General features: G+C 53.6%; 17 protein-coding genes. 4 read left to right on the forward strand and 13 right to left on the reverse strand.

From position 1 onward, the window contains the following. The 8 genes from rffA to trxA form a co-directional block, all read right to left on the reverse strand. Positions 1-1,131, reverse strand: a complete 1,131-nt coding sequence (gene rffA / locus SBO83_RS19770; protein ID WP_353504370.1) for a dTDP-4-amino-4,6-dideoxygalactose transaminase — start codon at positions 1,129-1,131, stop codon at positions 1-3. Positions 1,132-1,135: 4 nt separating this feature from the next. Continuing rightward, on the reverse strand, positions 1,136-1,834 hold the full coding sequence (rffC, locus tag SBO83_RS19775) for a dTDP-4-amino-4,6-dideoxy-D-galactose acyltransferase (protein WP_396132680.1): 699 nt from the start codon (positions 1,832-1,834) through the stop codon (positions 1,136-1,138). Between the two features lie 21 nt (positions 1,835-1,855). Then, a complete protein-coding gene (wecC, locus tag SBO83_RS19780) occupies positions 1,856-3,118 on the reverse strand; it encodes a UDP-N-acetyl-D-mannosamine dehydrogenase (RefSeq protein ID WP_396132681.1) in 1,263 nt (420 codons plus the stop codon). Continuing rightward, entirely contained in the window at positions 3,115-4,245 is a 1,131-nt protein-coding gene (gene wecB / locus SBO83_RS19785) for a non-hydrolyzing UDP-N-acetylglucosamine 2-epimerase (RefSeq protein WP_353504367.1), read from the reverse strand. Before wecB ends, wecC begins: the two co-directional genes overlap by 4 nt. 73 nt (positions 4,246-4,318) lie before the next feature. Continuing rightward, the gene (wzzE, locus tag SBO83_RS19790; protein WP_396132682.1) at positions 4,319-5,377 is read right to left on the reverse strand and encodes an ECA polysaccharide chain length modulation protein; all 1,059 of its coding nucleotides are present in this window, start codon (positions 5,375-5,377) and stop codon (positions 4,319-4,321) included. Positions 5,378-5,417: 40 nt separating this feature from the next. Next, positions 5,418-6,497 carry a UDP-N-acetylglucosamine--undecaprenyl-phosphate N-acetylglucosaminephosphotransferase gene (wecA, locus tag SBO83_RS19795; protein ID WP_353504365.1) on the reverse strand — a complete coding sequence of 360 codons (1,080 nt, stop codon included), beginning with the start codon at positions 6,495-6,497 and terminating at the stop codon, positions 5,418-5,420. 280 nt (positions 6,498-6,777) lie between these two features. Further along, positions 6,778-8,037 carry a transcription termination factor Rho gene (rho, locus tag SBO83_RS19800; protein WP_013577536.1) on the reverse strand — a complete coding sequence of 420 codons (1,260 nt, stop codon included), beginning with the start codon at positions 8,035-8,037 and terminating at the stop codon, positions 6,778-6,780. Positions 8,038-8,454: 417 nt separating this feature from the next. Then, on the reverse strand, positions 8,455-8,781 hold the full coding sequence (gene trxA, locus SBO83_RS19805; RefSeq protein ID WP_353504364.1) for a thioredoxin TrxA: 327 nt from the start codon (positions 8,779-8,781) through the stop codon (positions 8,455-8,457). Between the two features lie 118 nt (positions 8,782-8,899). Between trxA and rhlB the strand changes: the two genes are divergently transcribed. Continuing rightward, a complete protein-coding gene (gene rhlB, locus SBO83_RS19810) occupies positions 8,900-10,198 on the forward strand; it encodes an ATP-dependent RNA helicase RhlB (protein WP_353504363.1) in 1,299 nt (432 codons plus the stop codon). 6 nt (positions 10,199-10,204) lie between these two features. Next, a complete protein-coding gene (gene gppA / locus SBO83_RS19815) occupies positions 10,205-11,710 on the forward strand; it encodes a guanosine-5'-triphosphate,3'-diphosphate diphosphatase (RefSeq protein ID WP_353504362.1) in 1,506 nt (501 codons plus the stop codon). 70 nt (positions 11,711-11,780) lie between these two features. Here gppA and rep read toward each other — a convergent pair whose 3' ends face one another. Next, entirely contained in the window at positions 11,781-13,799 is a 2,019-nt protein-coding gene (gene rep, locus SBO83_RS19820) for a DNA helicase Rep (protein WP_396132683.1), read from the reverse strand. A 175-nt stretch (positions 13,800-13,974) separates the two neighbouring features. Here rep and ppiC point away from each other — a divergent pair, with 175 nt between their 5' ends. Continuing rightward, positions 13,975-14,256 (forward strand): peptidylprolyl isomerase PpiC, encoded by a 282-nt coding sequence (gene ppiC, locus SBO83_RS19825; protein ID WP_154148082.1) that lies wholly within the window; start codon positions 13,975-13,977, stop codon positions 14,254-14,256. A 192-nt stretch (positions 14,257-14,448) separates the two neighbouring features. On the opposite strand, the gene ilvC is transcribed toward ppiC, so the two are convergent. Then, the gene (gene ilvC / locus SBO83_RS19830; RefSeq protein ID WP_396132684.1) at positions 14,449-15,924 is read right to left on the reverse strand and encodes a ketol-acid reductoisomerase; all 1,476 of its coding nucleotides are present in this window, start codon (positions 15,922-15,924) and stop codon (positions 14,449-14,451) included. A gap of 173 nt (positions 15,925-16,097) precedes the next feature. Here ilvC and ilvY point away from each other — a divergent pair, with 173 nt between their 5' ends. Continuing rightward, positions 16,098-16,979: an HTH-type transcriptional activator IlvY gene (gene ilvY / locus SBO83_RS19835; RefSeq protein ID WP_353504359.1), complete on the forward strand. Its 882-nt coding sequence runs from the start codon at positions 16,098-16,100 to the stop codon at positions 16,977-16,979. Between the two features lie 57 nt (positions 16,980-17,036). On the opposite strand, the gene ilvA is transcribed toward ilvY, so the two are convergent. The 3 genes from ilvA to SBO83_RS19850 form a co-directional block, all read right to left on the reverse strand. Next, entirely contained in the window at positions 17,037-18,581 is a 1,545-nt protein-coding gene (gene ilvA, locus SBO83_RS19840; protein WP_353504358.1) for a threonine ammonia-lyase, biosynthetic, read from the reverse strand. 5 nt (positions 18,582-18,586) lie between these two features. Continuing rightward, positions 18,587-20,437, reverse strand: coding sequence for a dihydroxy-acid dehydratase (gene ilvD / locus SBO83_RS19845; RefSeq protein ID WP_353504357.1), 1,851 nt, complete (start codon positions 20,435-20,437; stop codon positions 18,587-18,589). A gap of 134 nt (positions 20,438-20,571) precedes the next feature. Further along, complete coding sequence (locus SBO83_RS19850) at positions 20,572-21,501, reverse strand: branched-chain amino acid transaminase (protein WP_396132685.1); 930 nt, start codon at positions 21,499-21,501, stop codon at positions 20,572-20,574. Positions 21,502-21,509: the final 8 nt, after the last annotated feature.

The raw sequence follows: 21,509 nt of genomic DNA on the forward strand, positions 1-21,509 counted from the left end.
TCAGGCGAAGTATTTCAGCATGGTGGCGATCACGGTCTGCTGCACGTCGTCGGTCATGTTATAGAACAACGGCAGACGCACCAGACGCTCGCTTTCTGGCGTCGTAAAACGGTCTTCGCCACTGAATCGGCCGAAGCTTAGCCCTGCAGGGCTGGTGTGCAGCGGGATATAGTGGAACACCGTCAGAATATCGGCCGCTTTCATATGGGCGATAAAGGCGTCGCGGTCGGTGATATCGTTCAGGCGCAGATAGAACATGTGGGCATTGTGCACACAGCCCTCAGGAATGGCCGGAAGCGTAATGCGCCCGGCCTGTGCCAGCGGCTGTAAAGCGCTGTGGTAGTTATCCCACAGGGCCAGACGGCGCTGGTTAATTGGCTCGGCCGCTTCCAGCTGCGCCCACAGGTAGGCCGCCTGTAGGTCGGACATCAGGTAGCTGGAGCCAATATCGCGCCAGGTATATTTGTCCACTTGCCCACGGAAGAACTGGCTGCGGTTAGTGCCTTTTTCGCGAATGATCTCAGCGCGTTCAATCAGCGCTTTATCATTGATAAGCGTCGCCCCGCCCTCGCCGCCCGCCGTGTAGTTTTTGGTTTCATGGAAGCTAAAACAGCCAATGTGGCCAATCGCCCCCAAAGCCTTACCTTTATAGGTCGACATCACGCCCTGCGCGGCATCTTCCACCACGAACAGGTTATATTTCTCGGCCAGCTGCATGATGGTGTCCATCTCGCAGGCCACGCCCGCATAGTGCACCGGTACAATGACGCGAGTCTTGTCAGTGATCGCGGCCTCAATCAGCGTTTCATCAATGTTCATGGTGTCTGGGCGCACATCAACAAAGACGATTTTCGCTCCGCGCAGCACAAAGGCGTTGGCCGTGGAAACGAAGGTGAAGCTTGGCATGATCACTTCGTCGCCTTCTTTGATATCCAGCAGCAGCGCCGCCATCTCCAGCGACGCAGTGCATGACGGGGTCAGCAGAACTTTCGCGCTGCCAAAACGCTGCTCAAACCACTGTTGGCAACGCAGGCCAAACCCGCCGTCACCACACATTTTCCCGCTGCTCATCGCCGAGCGCATGTAATCAATCTCAGTACCGAAAACCGGAGGGGCGTTAAAAGGGATCATATTTTCACCTGTACAACCAATATGCCGAGCGGGTGATTTTCCCTCCGCTGGCGAGATAAAGATTAAGGGCGGCGACATTGCCGGTTTGCGTCGCGACGTGCAAATACGACAGGCCGTGCGCCACGCACCAGTGCTTAGAGGCGGCCATCAGCTGCTTGCCGATGCCGCAGGATTGCCACGCAGGCAACACCGCTAGCAGGCCAATTCGCGCCTCACCCGGCGCAATTTCGCGCAGTGAGACAAAGCCCTGTAATTCACCCGCCGCGTTTTTGATCAGCAAACACTGGTGATCGAAAGTGCCTCGCACGGCCTTCTCGGCCCACACTGCGTAGAAACGCGCGCTATCTCCGGCTTGATACCAGGGAGCGCGGAAACGGCTGTGGGTGAACGCGGCCGTGGCGGCGGCGGTGACTTGTGGGATATCGGATTCTGAGGCAGGGGTAGCCGCGCTAACGGAGTCGGCGCCACCATTGAGCGCGATGCAAACATCAATCTCGCCCTCGGCGAACTGGAAACCTGCGGCCTGAAGCGCATTCAGCGCCGCCACGTCATTCGCGCCTATCTTGGCCTGCACCAACTCAAAGCCTGAGAGGTGCGCGACGTCCAGAGGAGGCGAGCCAGGGTCAGCGTGAAACTTTGCCGTTCGCAGATGGAAAAAATCGCTTTCCCATTCAAGAAATTCGAGCGTTCCACAAAGACTCATGCTTACCTCCGGCCAAGATGATCAGCGCCAAACCCCTTTGGTATCAACAATCCAGGACTGTTTAACCCGATCGGCGGGGATCGCTTTAAAGATTTTGTGATCGACCAACATGACCAGCAGATCGGCATTCTTCAGCGCGTCGTCCAATGAATGCAGCGTAACTTTGTCGCTCAGCGACGCGGGAAGCTGATGCACGTGAGGCTCGACGGCCCACGTCTCACCAGCGTGCCAGTCAGCAATAAGTTTGCTGACTTCCACCGCCGGACTTTCACGCAGATCATCAATGTTCGGTTTGAAAGCCAAACCGAAACAGGCAATTTTAATCTCTGATGCCCGTTTGCCGGTGGCGGTAAGGCAGTCGGCAAGCTGAGCTTTCACCCGATCCACCACCCAGTGCGGCTTGCTGTCGTTAACTTCGCGCGCTGTGCGGATCAGCTTCGACTGCTCGGGGTTCTGCGCCACGATAAACCAGGGGTCAACCGCGATACAGTGGCCGCCAACGCCGGGACCGGGCTGCAAAATGTTAACGCGCGGATGGCGGTTGGCCAGCGCAATCAGCTCCCAGACATTAATACCCTGCGCATCACAAATCAGCGACAGCTCGTTGGCGAAAGCGATATTGACATCACGGAAGCTGTTTTCAGTCAGCTTGCACATCTCGGCGGTGCGCGAATTGGTCACCACGCACTCACCTTGCAGGAAAATATTATACAAATCGCAGGCGCGCTGAGAGCACACGGCGGTCATTCCGCCAATTACACGGTCATTTTTAATTAATTCAACCATCACCTGGCCGGGCAATACGCGCTCAGGGCAGTAGGCAATATTGATATCAGCGCGGTCGCTCTCTTGCTGCGGGAAGCTCAAATCAGGGCGGCACTCTGCCAGCCATTCGGCCATCTGCTCGGTCGTGCCGACCGGCGAGGTCGATTCGAGAATCACCAGATCGCCCTTTTTCAGCACCGGCGCAATGGAGCGCGCGGCGGCTTCAACATATTTTAAGTCCGGCTGATGCTGGCCTTTAAACGGCGTTGGCACCGCAATCAAAAAAGCATCGGCAGGATAAGGGCGGGTTGATGCTTCAAGGAAACCTTCATCAACGGCCTGCTTAACCAGCGCGTCGAGGTCAGGCTCGACGATATGGATGCCACCACGATTAATGGTATCGACCGCGTGCTGGTTGATATCTACGCCAATGACTTTTTTCTGGCGCGAAGCAAAGGCCGCGGCCGTCGGCAATCCGATGTAGCCCAGCCCAATGACGGAAATCGTATGGAAGCTCATGGTGATACTCGATAATTCTTCAGTGCGTCTAAAATACGACGGCAAGCCTCGCCGTCGCCGTAAGGATTGTGCGCCCGGCTCATGCTTTGGTAGGCATTTTCGTCATTGAGCAAACGGGTCACTTCTTCGATCACTTTTTGCGTTTCTGTTCCGACTAATTTGACCGTGCCCGCGCTGACAGCTTCCGGCCGCTCGGTCGTCTCACGCATGACCAACACCGGTTTGCCGAGCGACGGCGCTTCTTCCTGAATGCCGCCAGAATCGGTCAGGATCAGGTAGGACTTGTCCATCAAATAGACGAAAGGCAGATAATCTTGCGGTTCAATCAGGATGACATTATCAATGCCATGCAAGATGCGGTTAACCGGCTCACTCACATTCGGGTTGAGATGGACCGGATAGACAATTTGCACTTCAGGATGCTTCAACGCGATGTCGGCAAGCGCATTGCAAATCCGCTCAAAACCGCCGCCAAAGCTCTCCCGACGATGGCCGGTGACTAAGATAAGCTTCTTATTTTCATCGATAAACGGATAGCGGGCCGCCAACTTTTCGATCAGCGCCGCATCGCCCTGCACGCGGTCGCGAACCCACAGCAAGGCATCGATCACCGTATTACCGGTGACAAAGATGTCGTCAGCATCAATAGATTCGTGCAGCAGGTTGGCGCGGGAGGTCTCCGTCGGGGCAAAATGCCACTTCGCCAAGTGCGCCGTCAGCCGCCGATTCGCCTCTTCAGGCCACGGCGAAGAGAGGTCGCCGGTGCGCAGACCGGCTTCAACATGCCCGACGGGGATCTGCTGGTAAAACGCGGCCAGGCTGGCGGAAAAAGTGGTGGTGGTATCGCCATGGACCAAAACGATATCTGGCTTAAAGTCCTGTAGTACTGGCTTTAAACCCAGAAGAATGCGGCTGGTGATTTCGGTCAGGTCTTGTCCTGGCTGCATAATATTAAGATCGTAATCAGGTACGATACCGAACAGATGCAAGACTTGATCGAGCATTTCACGGTGCTGCGCCGTGACGCAGACTTTTGACTCAAAGGCATCATCCTGAGCCAACGCGTGCAGTAAAGGGGCCATTTTGATGGCCTCTGGTCGTGTGCCGAATATGGTCAACACTTTCACAATGAGTCTCTCTTTTCGGTTAGGCCGGGTGCGTTCCTACCGGCCAGACGAAATATCGTCTTTATTAAATGAGTTACGCGGCTGTGCGGCTCCGGCGTTTCGCCAATGCAATGCCAGCACCTACCAATGCGCCAACGGCACCCCACATGATCATCAGGAAAGCCCGGCGCGGACTGTCGCGCTTCACCGGCTCTTCCGGAGTTCGCAGGTAGCGGTAGGTCTGGAAATGGGCCGTCAACGTAGGCCCAACATTTAAGGTCGATAACATCGCCCGGTTCTGGTCATAGTCGAGGTCATAACTCGGCCCCGAGGCCTGTAGCAATTCAGCCCGCGCCTTGAGCATTGGCACACCTAACAGGAACATGTCGGAATTGGGCAACTGCTCGGCCGGGGTGTCCGTCCGGCTGCTGCTAATGTTCTGCTGTTGGGCTATCTTCAATGCTTGCTGGGTATTGTTCATTTGACGCTGGAAAATAGACTGCGCGACGGCTTCCTGACGCTTAACCTGCGCTTTCATCGACTGAGTTCTTGCAGCCCATGCGCCTTGCAGTTCGTCAAACAGGTGTTGTGCCGCGCGTTTGCTGGCGAAATTAACATATTCACGCAGCAGTTTATTGGCATCAGCGGAGGTTTCGGCGGTCAGTTTCACGCTGTCGTTCGGCACTTTCAGCGCATCTCTTGCGGTAAACTGAATGTCGCTAATCATGTCATCGAGCAGGGCAGCATCGGCACGCGCGTCGCCCTCTTTACGCTGCTGGTAATAAGGGCTGTGCAGCCAGAAATCGCGACGCGTATCGTACGAAGCCAGCTGCATCACAAACTCGCTGTAGGCGTCGTCAGAAATCGTTGGCTGGACGCCCAGCGGGGCTACCGCATTGCGCGTATCGAGATTGCGTAAGAACTGCGCCTGAGAAAAATAAGAAGCGAGGTTGTTAACCGTTGGCCGATCGGTAATCGCCGTCGAGCTCCACTCCTGCTTCATTAAATAGGAGGAACCCAAGGCGATAACGGCAAACAGCAGTCCAATACCTAAAATCCACAGTTTTCCGCTCCAAAGAGCGCAACATAGGCCACGAATATCCAGCTCATTATCGATGGATTGAGCCTCGGTTACTTTCGTCTCTGACTTCATCAAAGCTTTCAAACCTCTAAATAATGACTGATTGATAACATCACTTTGCGTGGCGAAGACGTCTTTTAATCCGCTTCAACAAGCGAGCTACCCGCCATGCACGTTTAATGCAGTAGCCATAAAATAAAAATGCCAGCAGGAACAGTATCAACATTAACCATTCAGGTACAAACCCGAGATTTTCACCAATTACGCCAATGGCGGCCAACAACGCAGCGGCCAATGTAATTAATACAAACGCCTGCCGAGGACTAAAGCCCGCACGCATTATAAGATGGTGGATATGCTGCCTGTCCGGCGAGAAAGGGCTCATACCTTTGCGGAGACGGCGGTACATAATGGCAATCATATCCATCAGGGGAATAGCAATGAGCCACAGTGCCGTTACCGGGGTCATTGGCGCAGCAACGCCCTGAGTGCTTTGCAGCAAAATCCAAATGGCAGTGAAACCGATTAATGTACTGCCGGCATCCCCCATAAAGACTTTATACCTTGGGCCGAAAACGCCGAGATTGAGCAATATATAGGGTAATGTTGCAGCAATCATGGAGAAGCACCACAGAGCCAGCTCCATGTGCCCACTCCTATACATGACAATGCCCATTGCGCCGAAGGTTACGCTCGATAACCCGCCGAGCAGCCCATCAATACCATCGACCATGTTGAATGCGTTAATGGCCGCCCATACGGCAAATAGCGTAATAGGATAGCCAAACGGCCCCAATACCATGGCCCAAGGCCCGATAATATGGCCCAAATCCTTCAAAATCAGTCCGGCGAAGTACATCATCACTATCGCGACCAATGCCTGCACTAATGCGCGAATTTTAATACTGATATCAAAGCGATCGTCCATTGCACCGACAAATACCAGCAATCCCGCACATCCGAGATAGAGCGAGCTATGGGCAATAGGGTAATCAGTGATCAGGAAAGTAAAACAGATCCCGGCAAATACAGAGATGCCACCCACCAGAGGGATCAAACCTTGGTGCTGCTTACGGTAATTAGGTTTATCAACTAAGCCGACTTTCTTGGCAACTTTTCGAGCCACAAATAAAAAGGCTAGAGAAAATAAGAAGATAATGAAGAGTTCAGTACTCATATTGAGTATGTTCACAGTAAACAGATCTCTGCAAATAGATAAGGCTGCTGATGGCCAACGTCATAAAATCTCATAGCCTTAGTGTCATATCCTTTGGTGACAATTAGGGTCTTTAACCGATAAATATGTCTTTTCCTAATCGCCAGGCAGGGTAGAGAAAGAGTCGCTGAAAGACTATCGGCGCTTATCCTAAATGTATCTCTTTTCAGAAGTTGCCATATCGTAGCCGCCATAAACAAAAAACGCCACGGATTAGCGTGGCGTTAGCTGACTTTTACAACAAATTGACGTCAAATTATGAACGTTTCATCATGTCGAAGAAATCATCATTGGTTTTGGTCATCGCGAGCTTATTAATGAGGAATTCCATCGCGTCAATTTCACCCATTGGATGGATGATTTTGCGCAGGATCCACATTTTCTGCAACTCTTCAGAAGTAGTGAGTAATTCTTCTTTACGGGTACCAGAACGGTTGTAATCGATAGCCGGGAAGACGCGTTTCTCAGCGATTTTACGCGCGAGATGCAGTTCCATGTTGCCGGTACCTTTAAATTCTTCGTAGATAACTTCATCCATTTTAGAACCGGTATCCACCAGCGCCGTAGCGATGATAGTCAGGCTGCCGCCCTCTTCCACGTTACGTGCCGCACCGAAGAAGCGTTTTGGACGGTGCAAGGCGTTAGCATCCACACCACCCGTCAACACTTTACCGGACGCAGGCACCACGGTGTTGTAAGCACGAGCCAGACGCGTGATGGAGTCCAGTAAGATGATGACATCTTTCTTGTGCTCAACCAGGCGCTTCGCCTTCTCAATAACCATTTCTGCAACTTGCACGTGGCGAGAGGCTGGCTCATCGAAGGTAGAGGCGATCACTTCGCCTTTAACCAGACGCTGCATCTCTGTCACTTCTTCCGGACGCTCGTCAATCAGCAGCACCATCAGTACGCAATCAGGATGGTTGTAAGCAATGCTGGTGGCGATATTTTGCAGCAGCATCGTTTTACCGGCTTTCGGCGGTGCCACGATCAGGCCACGCTGGCCACGGCCAATTGGAGAAGCTAAGTCGAGTACGCGAGCGGTTAAATCTTCGGTGGAGCCGTTGCCGCGTTCCATACGCAAACGGGAGTTTGCATGTAACGGGGTTAAGTTTTCGAAAAGAATTTTACTGCGGGCATTTTCTGGTTTGTCGTAGTTAACTTCGTTAACTTTCAACAGGGCAAAATAACGTTCGCCTTCTTTAGGGGGACGAATTTTACCGGAAATGGTGTCTCCAGTACGGAGGTTGAAGCGGCGAATTTGGCTTGGAGAAACGTAGATGTCGTCGGGACCGGCGAGGTAGGAACTGTCTCCAGAGCGGAGGAAACCAAATCCATCCTGCAATATCTCCAGTACGCCATCACCGAAGATGTCTTCTCCGCTTTTCGCATGTTGCTTCAGAATTGAAAATATAATGTCTTGCTTGCGCATACGGGCTTGGTTTTCCAGCCCCATATTTTCGCCGAGTGCAATCAGGTCAGAGACCGGCGTGTTCTTTAATTCGGTAAGATTCATAATGGTGGGTTCTTAAACTCGGGGTATGTCTCGAACATCTGTCGTGAATGGGTATGGCAGGGTCATCCATGCCTGTTTGTGTAGGACACTCAATTAGCAGTTTCTGAATATAGGCCACAGGCAGTCGCACGCGGGCTATTCAAGATGGGAAGACTGATATTTGAAGGTGTCTTAAAGCCGATTTTGTCAAAACCGTTAGATTGTCAAAGCACAGTGCCGATTAAAGTTATTGTTATAAAAGCGACTTTATAGGTCTAGGCAGATGTTTTTGACACAGAGTAAAACGTTAGAATCAAACTACAGGTAAGCTCTATTTGCAGTGAGAGTAAACTTAACACGCTTATTGACAGGCGTCTAGCGGACAATATGAAAAACACGTCAGCCCGCTAAACACCTGGAGTGGGTCATCCCGACCGATTACAGATTTGCAGTCAGGAATTCTTTCAACTGACTTTTAGACAGTGCGCCAACCTTAGTTGCAGCAACTTCACCATCTTTAAATAACAGCAGCGTAGGAATACCACGGATGCCGTATTTAGGTGCTGTACCTGGGTTTTCATCGATATTCAGCTTCGCGATGGTCAGCTTGCCTTCGAACTCAGTGGCAATCTCATCCAGAATCGGAGCGATCATTTTACAAGGACCACACCATTCAGCCCAGAAATCGACCAGAACCGGCGCTGTGGCCTTCAATACATCATTGCCGAAACTGTCATCGGTTAGGTGAATAATTTTATCGCTCATGTTCTACTCCAAAGGATTATCTTTACCTTGTTGATGTAGCATTAACCAACATTAGGTTGACTTTATTTCACCGGATACGCTTTCGTAAAGCAATAGTTAGCTGATATTCTACCACACTATGAGCAAAACACACTTGACCGAACAGAAGTTTTCCGACTTCGCCCTGCACCCGCTTGCAGTTGAAGCCCTTGAAAAGAAAGGCTTTCATTACTGTACTCCTATTCAGGCATTGGCATTGCCAATCACGCTCGCTGGGCGTGATGTTGCAGGTCAGGCGCAAACCGGTACCGGCAAGACGCTGGCTTTTCTAGCGTCTACTTTCCATTATCTGCTTTCTAACCCGGCTGCTGAAGGTCGCCAGACCAATCAGCCACGTGCCTTAATCATGGCACCGACCCGCGAATTAGCCGTGCAAATTCACTCGGATGCAGAAGCACTTTCCGAGTCCACCGGTTTGAAACTGGGGCTAGCCTATGGCGGCGACGGTTATGACAAACAATTAAAAGTCCTGGAAAGTGGCGTTGATATTCTCATCGGCACTACCGGCCGCTTGATTGATTACGCCAAGCAAAACTACATCGATTTAGGCGCCATTCAGGTTGTGGTTCTCGATGAAGCTGACCGTATGTTCGATCTCGGCTTTATCAAAGATATCCGCTGGTTGTTCCGCCGCATGCCGCCGGCTAACCAACGCCTTAACATGCTGTTCTCAGCAACCCTTTCCTACCGTGTGAAAGAGCTGGCGTTCGAAAATATGAATAACGCCGAGTCGATTGAAATCGAACCGGAACAGAAAACGGGTCACCGAATTCAAGAAGAGCTGTTCTACCCTTCAAATGAAGAAAAAATGCGCCTGCTGCAGACGCTGATTGAAGAAGAATGGCCAGATCGCTGCATCATCTTCGCCAACACCAAACATCGCTGTGAAGACGTCTGGGGCCATCTGGCTGCCGATGGTCATCGCGTAGGTTTGTTAACGGGTGATGTGCCGCAGAAGAAACGCCTGCGCGTGCTGGAAGATTTCACAGCCGGTACGCTGGATATTCTGGTCGCCACCGACGTTGCTGCCCGTGGTTTACATATCCCAGCCGTTACGCACGTATTCAACTACGACTTGCCTGACGACTGTGAAGACTACGTTCACCGTATTGGCCGTACCGGCCGTGCTGGCTTAAGTGGTCACTCTATCAGTCTGGCTTGCGAAGAATATGCGCTAAACCTGACGGCGATTGAAACTTACACCGGCCACAGTATTCCGGTTAGCAAATACAATAGCGATGCCCTGTTGACTGACTTGCCTGCACCAAAACGTTTGGCCCGTTCCCGTACTGGAAACAACGGTCAGCGTCGCAACAGCAATTCTTCATCACGCCGCAGCAGCGCGCCTCGCAATAATAACCGTAAACGCACGGGCTGATTTACTATGCTGAGCTCCACCTCATTATATGCCGCAATCGATTTAGGCTCGAACAGCTTTCACATGCTGGTTGTCCGTGAGGTGGCAGGCAGCATTCAGACGCTGGCGAAGATAAAACGCAAAGTCCGTCTGGCCGCCGGCCTTGATAAAGACAACCTGCTTTCTCAGGAAGCCATGCAGCGCGGCTGGCAATGTCTGAAGCTGTTTTCAGAGCGCCTGCAGGATATCCCTCGAGATCAAATTCGCGTGGTCGCCACGGCAACCTTGCGTTTAGCCAGTAACGCCGATGAATTCTTGCAAAAAGCGCAGGAAATCCTCGGTTGTCCGGTTCAGGTTATTGCTGGCGAAGAAGAAGCTCGCCTGATTTATCACGGCGTGGCACACACCACCGGCGGCCCCGATCAGCGTTTGGTGGTTGATATCGGCGGCGGCAGCACGGAATTAGTCACCGGAACTGGCGCACAGGCCACGGCGCTCATCAGCTTGTCGATGGGCTGCGTCACTTGGCTTGAACGCTACTTTGGCGATCGTAATCTGGGTAAAGAGAATTTCGACAAAGCGGAACAAGCCGCGCTCGATATGATCACCCCGGTTGCGCCTCGGCTATTGGCCAATGGCTGGCAGATTTGTGTTGGCGCGTCAGGCACCGTTCAGGCGCTGCAGGAAATCATGGTGGCTCAGGGCATGGATGAACGCATCACCCTCGCCAAGCTGCAACAGCTGAAACAGCGCGCTATCCTCTGCGGCAAGCTTGAAGAGCTAGAGATTGAAGGCTTAACGCTGGAACGTGCTCTGGTTTTCCCAAGCGGCCTGTCGATTCTTATCGCCATCTTCAAAGCCCTCAATATCGAAACCATGACCCTTGCTGGCGGCGCGCTTCGCGAAGGTTTGGTGTATGGCATGCTGCACTTGCCTATCGAGCAAGATATTCGCCAGCGCACCTTACGCAACCTCCAGCGTCGCTATCTGCTAGACAGTGAACAGGCTAACCGCGTCGCGCAACTGGCGGAGAACTTCTCGCTGCAAGTCGCCAGTGGCTGGCAGTTGGATGCCCGTGCTCGGGAGCTGTTGAACAGCGCCTGCCTGATCCATGAAATTGGCCTCAGCGTCGACTTCAGGCAAGCTCCGCATCATGCCGCGTATTTAATTCGCCATTTGGATTTACCGGGCTTTACTCCCGCCCAGAAAAAGCTGCTGGCAACGCTGTTGCAGAACCAGAGTCAGGCATTAGATTTGCCTCTGCTCAGTCAGCAAAACGCCGTACCGCCGCGCCAGGCCCAGCGTTTATGTCGCATCTTGCGACTGGCGATTATCTTTGCCAGCCGTCGTCGCGATGACACGCTTCCGGCCGTGCGTCTGCGCGCCAACGAGGACGATTTGAACGTGATTGTCCCTCATGGTTGGCTGGAGCAGCATCCACTGCGCGCAGAAGAGTTAGAGCAGGAGAGCCATTGGCAGAGTTACGCTCACTGGCCGTTGTTCATCGAAGAGAGTGGTAAGCCAGCTGTCTGATTGGCTCTGCAGTGACGTAAAATAGTAAAGGCGACCCAGGTCGCCTTTTTTGTTGCTGTTTTGCGAGCTGCTATTTTTTGGCGTTTGCCAGCTGAGCGCGGATCTTCTCCAGGTGGCTCTGCCCTTTGACCATACGCTCCTGCGCACTCACCACTTTACGCTCGGTTTCCCACTCAAGGTCATCCTGCGGAAGCTCCAGCAGGAAACGACTCGGCTCGGGGCGGATCAGCTCGCCGTACTGACGGCGTTCGCGGCACAAAGTGAAGATCAGCTCTTTCTGCGCGCGGGTGATCCCCACATAGGCAAGGCGGCGCTCTTCATCAACATTGTCTTCATCGATGCTGCTCTGGTGAGGCAGCAGCCCCTCCTCCATCCCGACCAAAAAGACGTAGGGGAATTCCAGACCTTTCGAGGCATGGAGGGTCATCAGTTGAACCTGATCCAGTTCTTCATCACTTTCGCCGCGCTCCATCATGTCTCGCAGGGTAAAGCGCGTCACCACCTGAGTTAGCGTCATCGGCTCGTCGAGATCGGTGCCTTCGAGCATTTCCGTCATCCAGCTAAAGAGCTGGTTAACGTTTTTCATGCGCATTTCTGCGGCTTTCGGGCTTGGCGAGGTTTCAAACAGCCAGCTTTCATAATCCACGCCGTGGATTAAGTCGCGCACGGCGGCCACCGGCTCTCTCTCAACACGGTCAGCGATGGTTCCCATCCAATGGGTGAAACGCTGCAATGACTCCAGCCCGCGGCCGGTGAGATATTGGCTTAATCCCATGTCGAAGCTGGCTTTGAATAAGCCTTTATTGCGCTGATTCGCCCACTCCCCCAGCTTTTGCAGTGTTGCCGCACCAATCTCACGGCGCGGCGTGTTCACAATGCGCAAGAACGCGCTGTCATCGTCAGGGTTGGTCAGCACCCGTAAATAAGCCAGCAGGTCTTTAATTTCAGGACGCGAGAAGAATGACGTGCCGCCGGAGATGCGATAAGGAATGCGGTTTTGCATCAGCATCTTTTCAAACAGCCGCGACTGGTGGTTGCCACGGTACAGAATGGCGTAGTCACCATAGTCAGTCTTATTCATGAAGTGATGGGCAATTAGCTCGCCCGCCACCCTTTCCGCCTCGTGATCTTCGTTATTGGCAGTGATGACTTTGAGTGCTTCGCCATAGCCCAGCTCGGAGAACAGACGCTTCTCGAACACGTGTGGGTTATTGGCAATCAGGATGTTGGCGGCTTTGAGAATGCGTTGCGACGAGCGGTAGTTCTGTTCCAGCTTGATCACTTGCAGCGCAGGGAAGTCCTCTTTGAGCAGCACCAGATTCTGTGGACGGGCGCCGCGCCAGGAGTAAATCGACTGGTCATCATCCCCCACCACGGTGAAGCGCGCGCGAGTGCCCACCAGCAATTTCACCATCATGTACTGGCTGGTGTTGGTGTCCTGGTATTCATCCACCAGCAGGTAGCGCAGCTTGTTCTGCCAGCGTTCCCGCACCTCTTCATTGCGTTGCAGCAGTAAGGTCGGCAGCAGAATCAAATCATCAAAATCGAGAATATTACAGGCGCGCATGTGGTCGTGATAAAGGCTGTAGCAGAGTGCGAAGATCTTGTCGCGCTCCGATCGCGCCAGATCGGCGGCGCGTGCTGGATCAACCAGATCGTTCTTCCAGTTGGAGATCGTCGAGATCAGCTGTTGCAGCAGCGTTTTATCTTGCTCCAGCCACTTCTCGCTCAGCTCCTTGAGCAGCGCTAACTGGTCTTGGTCATCAAACAGGGAGAAATTAGATTTCATGCCGAGCGCGGCATATTCCTTTTTGATGATCTCCAGACCCAAGGTGTGGAAGGTTGAAATCATCAACCCGCGCGCTTCTTTACGACCCAGCGTTTGCGCTACGCGCTCTTTCATCTCACGCGCGGCTTTATTGGTAAAGGTTACGGCGGCAATATGACGTGCCTGATACCCACATTGACGGATCAAGTGTGCGATTTTATTGGTGATCACCCTGGTTTTACCGGAACCAGCGCCGGCCAGAACCAAGCAAGGTCCGGTTACGAATTCGACGGCGTGTTGTTGACTAGGGTTTAATCGCATGACCTGTTTTTTGCTCACTTGATGGACAAGGAGGGCGATTGTAGCAGAAAGAGAAGCTGAGATTGACTGGCTTTAGCGCCCAATTTGCATCTATGGAACACAGGCTGGATTCCACTTGGCCGCTTGCAGGTGTTACATTACGCCTCTGGAAACTCTCTCGTAAAAAGGTCTTATCATGGCGAAAACTGCCGCAGCAATGCACATCCTTGTGAAGGAAGAAGCTCAAGCACAAGAAATTCTGGCCCAGTTGAAAAACGGTGGCGATTTCGAGAAGCTGGCTAAGAAACACTCTACTTGCCCGTCAGGCAAAAAAGGCGGCCACTTAGGCGAATTCAAACAGGGCGCAATGGTCCCGGCTTTCGATAAAGTGGTATTTTCCGCTCCACTGATCGAGCCACAAGGCCCGCTGCACACCCAGTTCGGCTACCACATCATTAAGATCCTGTACCGCAACTGAGTTCCCGTTCCGGCGCAGTAAAAAGAAAGGGCACCGCATTTTCATGCAGTGCCCTTTTTTCATTCTGGGATATCCAAAATCATTCGAGTTGCGGGTAGGCGGCAACCGAAGTAAACCGATGAGCTTACTCAAGTAAGTGATTCGGGTTACTAAGGGCAGCCAACACCCCCGCAGCTTGAAGGATGAAGGATATTAGCTTGCGACGGCGATACGCTTCATATCCGTCATATACCCACGCAGCTTGTGACCCACAGCTTCGATTGGGTGATTGCGAATGGCTTCGTTAACATCACGCAGCTGCGCGTTATCAACGTTGGTGCCTGCAACAGATTTACCCAAATCGCCAGCTTGCAGCGTCGTCATGAACTCTTTCAGCAATGGCACCGCGGCGTTAGCGAACAGGTAGTTGCCGTACTCAGCGGTGTCAGAGATAACCACGTTCATTTCATACAGGCGTTTACGCGCGATGGTGTTAGCAATCAGCGGCAGCTCGTGCAGAGATTCGTAGTAAGCAGACTCTTCGATGATGCCAGCAGCAACCATGGTTTCGAATGCCAGCTCAACGCCTGCTTTAACCATCGCGATCATCAGAACACCGTTGTCGAAGTACTCTTGCTCAGCGATTTTGCCTTCGAACTGTGGTGCGTTTTCGAATGCAGTCGCGCCAGTCTCTTCGCGCCAGGTCAGCAATTTCTTATCGTCGTTAGCCCAGTCAGCCATCATGCCGCTAGAGAATTCGCCGGAGATGATGTCATCCATGTGTTTCTGGAACAGTGGAGCCATGATGCCTTTCAGCTGCTCAGACAGCGCGTAAGCGCGCAGTTTAGCCGGGTTGGACAGACGGTCCATCATCAGCGTAATACCGCCTTGCTTCAGGGCTTCGGTCACAGTTTCCCAGCCGAATTGCAGCAGTTTTTCTGCGTAAGCTTCATCAACGCCGTCAGCGACTAATTTGTCGAAGCACAGCAGAGAACCGGCCTGCAACATGCCGCACAGAATGGTTTGCTCGCCCATCAGGTCAGATTTAACTTCCGCAACGAAAGAAGATTGCAGAACGCCCGCACGGTGACCGCCAGTTGCCGCAGCCCATGCTTTCGCAATAGCCATACCCTCGCCTTTCGGGTCGTTTTCTGGGTGAACGGCAATCAGAGTTGGAACGCCGAAACCGCGTTTGTACTCTTCACGCACTTCGGTACCCGGGCATTTTGGAGCAACCATCACGACGGTGATGTCTTTACGAATTTGCTCGCCAACTTCAACGATGTTGAAGCCGTGGGAGTAACCCAGAGTTGCGCCATCTTTCATCAGAGGCTGAACGGCTTTAACAACGGCGCTGTGCTGTTTGTCTGGCGTCAGGTTAATAACCAGGTCAGCCTGTGGGATCAGCTCTTCGTAAGTCCCTACTTTGAAGCCGTTTTCTGTCGCTTTACGCCATGATGCGCGTTTTTCTGCGATAGCTTCAGCACGTAAGGTGTAAGAAACATCCAGACCGGAGTCACGCATGTTCAAACCTTGGTTAAGGCCCTGCGCGCCACAACCCACAATCACGACTTTTTTACCCTTCAGGTAGCTCGCTTCATCAGCGAATTCGTCGCGACCCATAAAGCGGCATTTGCCCAATTGTTCTAACTGCTGGCGCAGGTTCAAGGTGTTGAAATAGTTAGCCATCGTAATACTCCGTTCTTTCTCTGAGGATGTTGTTATGTGTGGTTCACCGGTTTTGGGTGAACGCGATGAAATTACTATATGTTATGTACTGTGTTGCTTAAATTGATATATTGAGAAGATGACGTTGCAGAATATGCAACATGCTGTTCCGACTCACATTGGGGAAACCGCGCATGGATCTTCGCGATCTCAAACTCTTTTTACATCTGGCCGAAAGCCGCCATTTTGGGCGTTCGTCCAAGGCAATGCATGTCAGCCCCTCGACCCTTTCTCGCCAGATTCAGCGCCTGGAGGAAGAGCTGGGCCAGCCGCTGTTTCAGCGTGATAACCGCACTGTGCAATTGACCAGTGCGGGGGAGCAGCTTCGAAACTTTGCTCAACAGACTTTGTTGCAGTACCAGCAGCTGCGTCACTCGCTCGACCAGCACGGGCCATCGTTGAGTGGCGAGTTGCGACTCTTTTGTTCCGTGACGGCGGCATATAGCCATCTGCCGCCTATCCTTGATCGATTCCGCGCCCAGCATCCGTTGGTAGAAATCAAACTCACCACCGGCGACGCCGCAGACGCGGTCGAGAAAGTACAGTCTGCCGAAGCAGACTTGGGTATCGCCGGGCATCCAGAAAACCTGCCATCCAGCGTCGATTTCATCCAAATTGGCGAAATCCCGATGATCCTCATCGCCCCGTCATTACCCTGCGCGGTGCGAAATCAAACCAGCGAGCCTCATCCGGATTGGTCACAAATCCCGTTTATCCTGCCGGAGCACGGACCGGCGCGTAAGCGAATCGACATTTGGTTTAAACGTAATCGCCTGATAAACCCACTCATTTACGCCACCGTGTCCGGCCACGAAGCCATCGTATCAATGGTTGCCCTCGGCTGCGGCATTGCCCTGCTGCCTGACGTAGTGCTAGAGAATAGCCCCGAACCGGTGAGAAACCGCATTACCGTGCTGGAAAATGTGACGCTTGGCTCACCCTTAGAGCTAGGCGTGTGCGTACAGAAGAAACGTCTTAAGGAGCCGCTCATCGACGCCTTCTGGCAACTGTTATAAACCTGTTTTGCGACAGAAAAAGGACAAATAAAAAGGGCCAAAAGGCCCTTTGATTTTCTAGCCCGCCAAGAAGAAACGGAAGGCCGGGTTTTCACTTTCGTTATGGCAGTCATAGCCCAGCGCGGAAAGATTTTTTTCAAACTCCGGCTCTTGCTCGGTCAGTTCAAAAGCGGCCAAAACGCGACCAAAATCCGTGCCGTGGCTGCGATAGTGGAACAGCGAAATATTCCAGTGCGTGCCTAAGGTTTGCAGGAATTTCAGCAACGCACCCGGCGATTCCGGGAACTCAAAGCTGTAAAGCCTTTCGCGCAGAGGCTTGCTCGGGCGGCCGCCAACCATATAGCGGACGTGCAGTTTCGCCATTTCATCGTCGGAGAGATCAACGACCTGATACCCGCCGTGGTGCAGCTCGTCGATGATCTCTTTGCGTTCGACATTGCCACGCGTTAGGCGCACACCCACAAAGATGCAGGCATCCTTGTCGTCGGCGTAGCGATAGTTGAACTCGGTGACCGAGCGCCCGCCGAGCAGCTGGCAGAACTTCAAGAAGCTGCCTTTTTGCTCAGGGATGGTCACGGCCAGCAAGGCTTCGCGCTGCTCGCCAAGCTCACAACGCTCTGAAACATAACGCAAACCGTGGAAGTTCACGTTGGCGCCAGAAAGGACATGCGCCAGCCGCTCCCCCTGAATATTATGTTGTTGGACGTATTTCTTCAGCCCGGCCAAGGCCAGTGCGCCTGAAGGCTCGGCGATGGCGCGGACGTCTTCGAACAAATCTTTGACCGCGGCGCAAATCGCGTCGCTGTCGACGGTGATCACGTCGTCTAAATACTCGCGACACAGACGGAAGGTTTCGTTGCCGATGCGCTTAACTGCCACGCCTTCAGCAAACAGCCCGACGCGCGCCAAGTCCACCGGCTCGCCAGCATCCAGCGCGGCGCGCAGGCAGGCGGAATCTTCAGCTTCGACACCAATCACCTGAATTTGCGGCATCAGCTGTTTAATCAGCACCGCCACGCCCGCCGCCAGACCGCCGCCGCCAACAGGGACAAATACCCGGTCCAGATGAGCATCTTGCTGGAGCAGCTCCATTGCCAAGGTGCCCTGCCCGGCGATAACCGCCGGATGGTCGAATGGCGGGACGAAGGTCATACCCTGCTGCTGAGAAAGCTCAACAGCTTTGGCCTTCGCTTCGTCAAAATTAGCGCCGTGCAGCAGCACTTCGCCGCCAAAATTGCGCACGGCATCCACTTTGATGTCGGCGGTCGCCACTGGCATGACGATAAGGGATTTAATGCCTTTTTTGCTGGCTGAAAGCGCAACGCCCTGCGCGTGGTTGCCGGCCGAGGCCGTGATCACGCCGCGAGCAGCCTGCTCTTCAGTCAAGCTCGCTATCATCGAATAGGCGCCGCGCAGCTTGAAACTGTGCACAGCCTGACGATCTTCGCGTTTAACCAGAATGGTGTTGTTCAGGCGGGAGGAGATTTTCTCCATCACCTGCAGTGGCGTGACCTGCGCCACTTCGTAAACCGGCGCGCGCAGTACGGCGCGGAGATACTCCGCGCCTCCCGGCTGGTCGGATAGGGGTTGTGATACCGCCATGACCGTTAGCCTCCCAGCTTACTCTTGTCACGCACTGCGCCTTTGTCGGCGCTGGTTGCCAGGCTGGCATAAGCGCGCAGCGCGAAGGAGACCACGCGCTCACGGCCGTGTGGAGTCCACGCCTGATCGCCACGGGCCAGTTCAGCTTCATGGCGCGCAGCCAGTTCGGCGGCTGGAACATCCAGCACCATGCTGCGGTTTGGAATGTCGATATCAATCATGTCGCCATCTTTCACCAGCGCAATCAGGCCGCCGCTGCCCGCTTCCGGAGAAACGTGGCCAATGGACAGACCTGAAGTACCGCCGGAGAAACGGCCGTCGGTGATCAGCGCACACTCTTTACCCAGACCCATCGATTTCAGGTAAGTGGTTGGGTAGAGCATCTCTTGCATGCCCGGCCCGCCTTTCGGCCCTTCGTAGCGAATCACCACCACGTCGCCAGACACCACTTTGCCGCCGAGAATCGCTTCAACCGCTGTGTCCTGGCTTTCATACACTTTTGCCGGACCACGGAAGGTCAGGTTCGATTTATCCACGCCCGCCGTCTTAACGATACTGCCCGCCTCGGCCAAGTTGCCGTACAGAACGGCCAGTCCGCCGTCTTTGCTAAACGCGTGTTCCAGAGAACGGATACAGCCTTCCGCGCGGTCATCATCCAGCGTGTCCCAGCGGCAATCCTGCGAGAACGCCTGCGTGGTGCGAATGCCCGCCGGGCCTGCGCGGAACATTTTTTTCACCGCTTCGTCTTTGGTCAGCATGATGTCGTACTTATCCAAGGTCTCCGGCAGCGTCAGGCCGAGGATGTTTTTCACATCGCGATGCAGCAGGCCTGCGCGGTCCAGTTCGCCAAGAATAGCCAACACGCCGCCCGCGCGGTGAACGTCTTCCATATGGTATTTCTGGGTGCTTGGTGCCACTTTGCAAAGATGCGGGACTTTGCGAGACAGGCGATCGATGTCGGTCATGTCGAACTCGATCTCGCCTTCCTGCGCCGCAGCCAACAGGTGCAGAACGGTGTTAGTCGAGCCGCCCATCGCGATATCCAGCGTCATGGCGTTTTCGAAGGCGGCTTTGCTGGCAATGCTGCGCGGCAAGGCTGTCTCATCGTCTTTTTCGTAATAACGTTTGGTCAGTTCAACAATGCGTTGACCGGCGGTCAGGAACAGCTCTTTACGATCAGCGTGGGTCGCCAACAGTGAACCATTACCCGGCTGGGACAGGCCCAGAGCTTCAGTCAGACAGTTCATGGAGTTGGCGGTGAACATGCCGGAACAAGAGCCGCAGGTCGGACAGGCTGAACGTTCGATTTGCTCACTGTCGGCATCGCTGACGTTCGGGTTCGCGCCCTGAATCATGGCGTCAACCAGATCGAGCTTGATGATTTTGTCGGAAAGCTTGGTTTTACCGGCTTCCATCGGGCCGCCGGAAACAAAGATAACCGGAATGTTAAGGCGCAGAGACGCCATCAGCATTCCCGGGGTGATTTTGTCGCAGTTGGAAATACACACCATGGCGTCGGCGCAGTGCGCGTTAACCATGTATTCCACCGAGTCGGCAATCAACTCACGCGAAGGCAGTGAATACAGCATGCCGCCATGACCCATGGCAATACCGTCATCGACGGCGATCGTGTTGAACTCTTTAGCAACACCGCCGGAGGCTTCGATTTGTTCGGCAACCAGTTTACCCAAGTCGCGCAGGTGCACGTGGCCCGGTACGAACTGGGTAAAGGAGTTTACAACGGCAATAATTGGCTTACCGAAATCGTCATCGGTCATGCCGGTGGCACGCCATAAAGCGCGGGCGCCAGCCATATTACGGCCGTGAGTGGTGGTAGCGGAACGGTACTTAGGCATGCTCTATTCACTCCAAATCAAGTCAATGTGCAGGTGACGCGATCGCCACCTGCCGTATTTCTTATTTACCCTCAATCATTCGGGCTGCATCAAAGCGACCAACGCAGAGGCCGCCCGAAGGGTGACGGGTAAAATTATTGTGGGTTGATTGGATCCAACCAGCCCCATTTGTCTTCGGTTTTGCCGGTGAACAGGCCGAAGAATGCATCCTGGATTTGTTTGGTCACTGGACCACGTTTGCCGATACCCACTTGGATGCCGTCAACGCTGCGAACTGGGGTGATTTCAGCCGCGGTACCTGACATGAAGACTTCGTCAGCCAGATACAGAGATTCACGAGACAGCACTTGTTCACGCACTTCCAGACCCATGTCTTTCGCCAGTTTGATGATGGCGTCGCGGGTGATGCCCGGCAGTGCAGAAGAGGTGAATGGCGGCGTGAAGATAATGCCGTCTTTAACTTCAAACAGGTTTTCGCCCGCGCCTTCAGAAACATAACCGTGAACATCCAGCGCGATGCCTTCCTGATAGCCGTGGCGGCGAGCTTCGCTACCGACCAACAGGGAAGAAAGATAGTTACCGCCCGCTTTCGCGGCAGTTGGGATGGTGTTGGCTGCGACGCGGTTCCATGAAGAAACCATCGCATCGATACCTTGCTCCAGGGCTTCTTCACCCAGATAGGCGCCCCAAGGGAACGCGGCGATGATCACATCAGTTTTGTAACCATCCGGCGGGTTTACACCCATGCCGACATCACCAATGAACACTAGCGGACGGATGTATGCGCTCACCAGCTTGTTGGTGCGCAGGGTTTCGCGACAGGCTTCCATCAGCTCATCAACGCTCTGGCTGACTGGCATACGGTAGATCTTGGCTGAGTCATGCAGGCGCTGCATGTGTTCACGGTGACGGAACACCACTGGGCCTTTGTGGGAGTCGTAGCAACGAACGCCCTCAAAGACGGAGGTGCCGTAATGCAGTGCGTGTGACATTACGTGTACTTTCGCTTCCGCCCAAGGAACCATCTCGCCATTGAACCAAATGAAATCAGCTTTCTTCGTCATTCTCTCTT

This window comes from Ewingella allii, from assembly GCF_044430645.1.
Taxonomy (GTDB): Bacteria; Pseudomonadota; Gammaproteobacteria; order Enterobacterales; family Enterobacteriaceae; genus Ewingella; species Ewingella allii.

Excerpts from the sequence above, each read along its gene's own strand:
- rffA (WP_353504370.1), bottom strand. The coding sequence starts at position 1,131 with ATGATCCCTTTTAACGCCCCTCCGGTTTTCGGTACTGAGATTGATTAC.
- rffC (WP_396132680.1), bottom strand. The coding sequence starts at position 1,834 with ATGAGTCTTTGTGGAACGCTCGAATTTCTTGAATGGGAAAGCGATTTT.
- wecC (WP_396132681.1), bottom strand. The coding sequence starts at position 3,118 with ATGAGCTTCCATACGATTTCCGTCATTGGGCTGGGCTACATCGGATTG.
- wzzE (WP_396132682.1), bottom strand. The coding sequence starts at position 5,377 with ATGAAGTCAGAGACGAAAGTAACCGAGGCTCAATCCATCGATAATGAG.
- rho (WP_013577536.1), bottom strand. The coding sequence starts at position 8,037 with ATGAATCTTACCGAATTAAAGAACACGCCGGTCTCTGACCTGATTGCA.
- trxA (WP_353504364.1), bottom strand. The coding sequence starts at position 8,781 with ATGAGCGATAAAATTATTCACCTAACCGATGACAGTTTCGGCAATGAT.
- rhlB (WP_353504363.1), top strand. The coding sequence starts at position 8,900 with ATGAGCAAAACACACTTGACCGAACAGAAGTTTTCCGACTTCGCCCTG.
- gppA (WP_353504362.1), top strand. The coding sequence starts at position 10,205 with ATGCTGAGCTCCACCTCATTATATGCCGCAATCGATTTAGGCTCGAAC.
- rep (WP_396132683.1), bottom strand. The coding sequence starts at position 13,799 with ATGCGATTAAACCCTAGTCAACAACACGCCGTCGAATTCGTAACCGGA.
- ppiC (WP_154148082.1), top strand. The coding sequence starts at position 13,975 with ATGGCGAAAACTGCCGCAGCAATGCACATCCTTGTGAAGGAAGAAGCT.
- ilvC (WP_396132684.1), bottom strand. The coding sequence starts at position 15,924 with ATGGCTAACTATTTCAACACCTTGAACCTGCGCCAGCAGTTAGAACAA.
- ilvY (WP_353504359.1), top strand. The coding sequence starts at position 16,098 with ATGGATCTTCGCGATCTCAAACTCTTTTTACATCTGGCCGAAAGCCGC.
- ilvA (WP_353504358.1), bottom strand. The coding sequence starts at position 18,581 with ATGGCGGTATCACAACCCCTATCCGACCAGCCGGGAGGCGCGGAGTAT.
- ilvD (WP_353504357.1), bottom strand. The coding sequence starts at position 20,437 with ATGCCTAAGTACCGTTCCGCTACCACCACTCACGGCCGTAATATGGCT.
- SBO83_RS19850 (WP_396132685.1), bottom strand. The coding sequence starts at position 21,501 with ATGACGAAGAAAGCTGATTTCATTTGGTTCAATGGCGAGATGGTTCCT.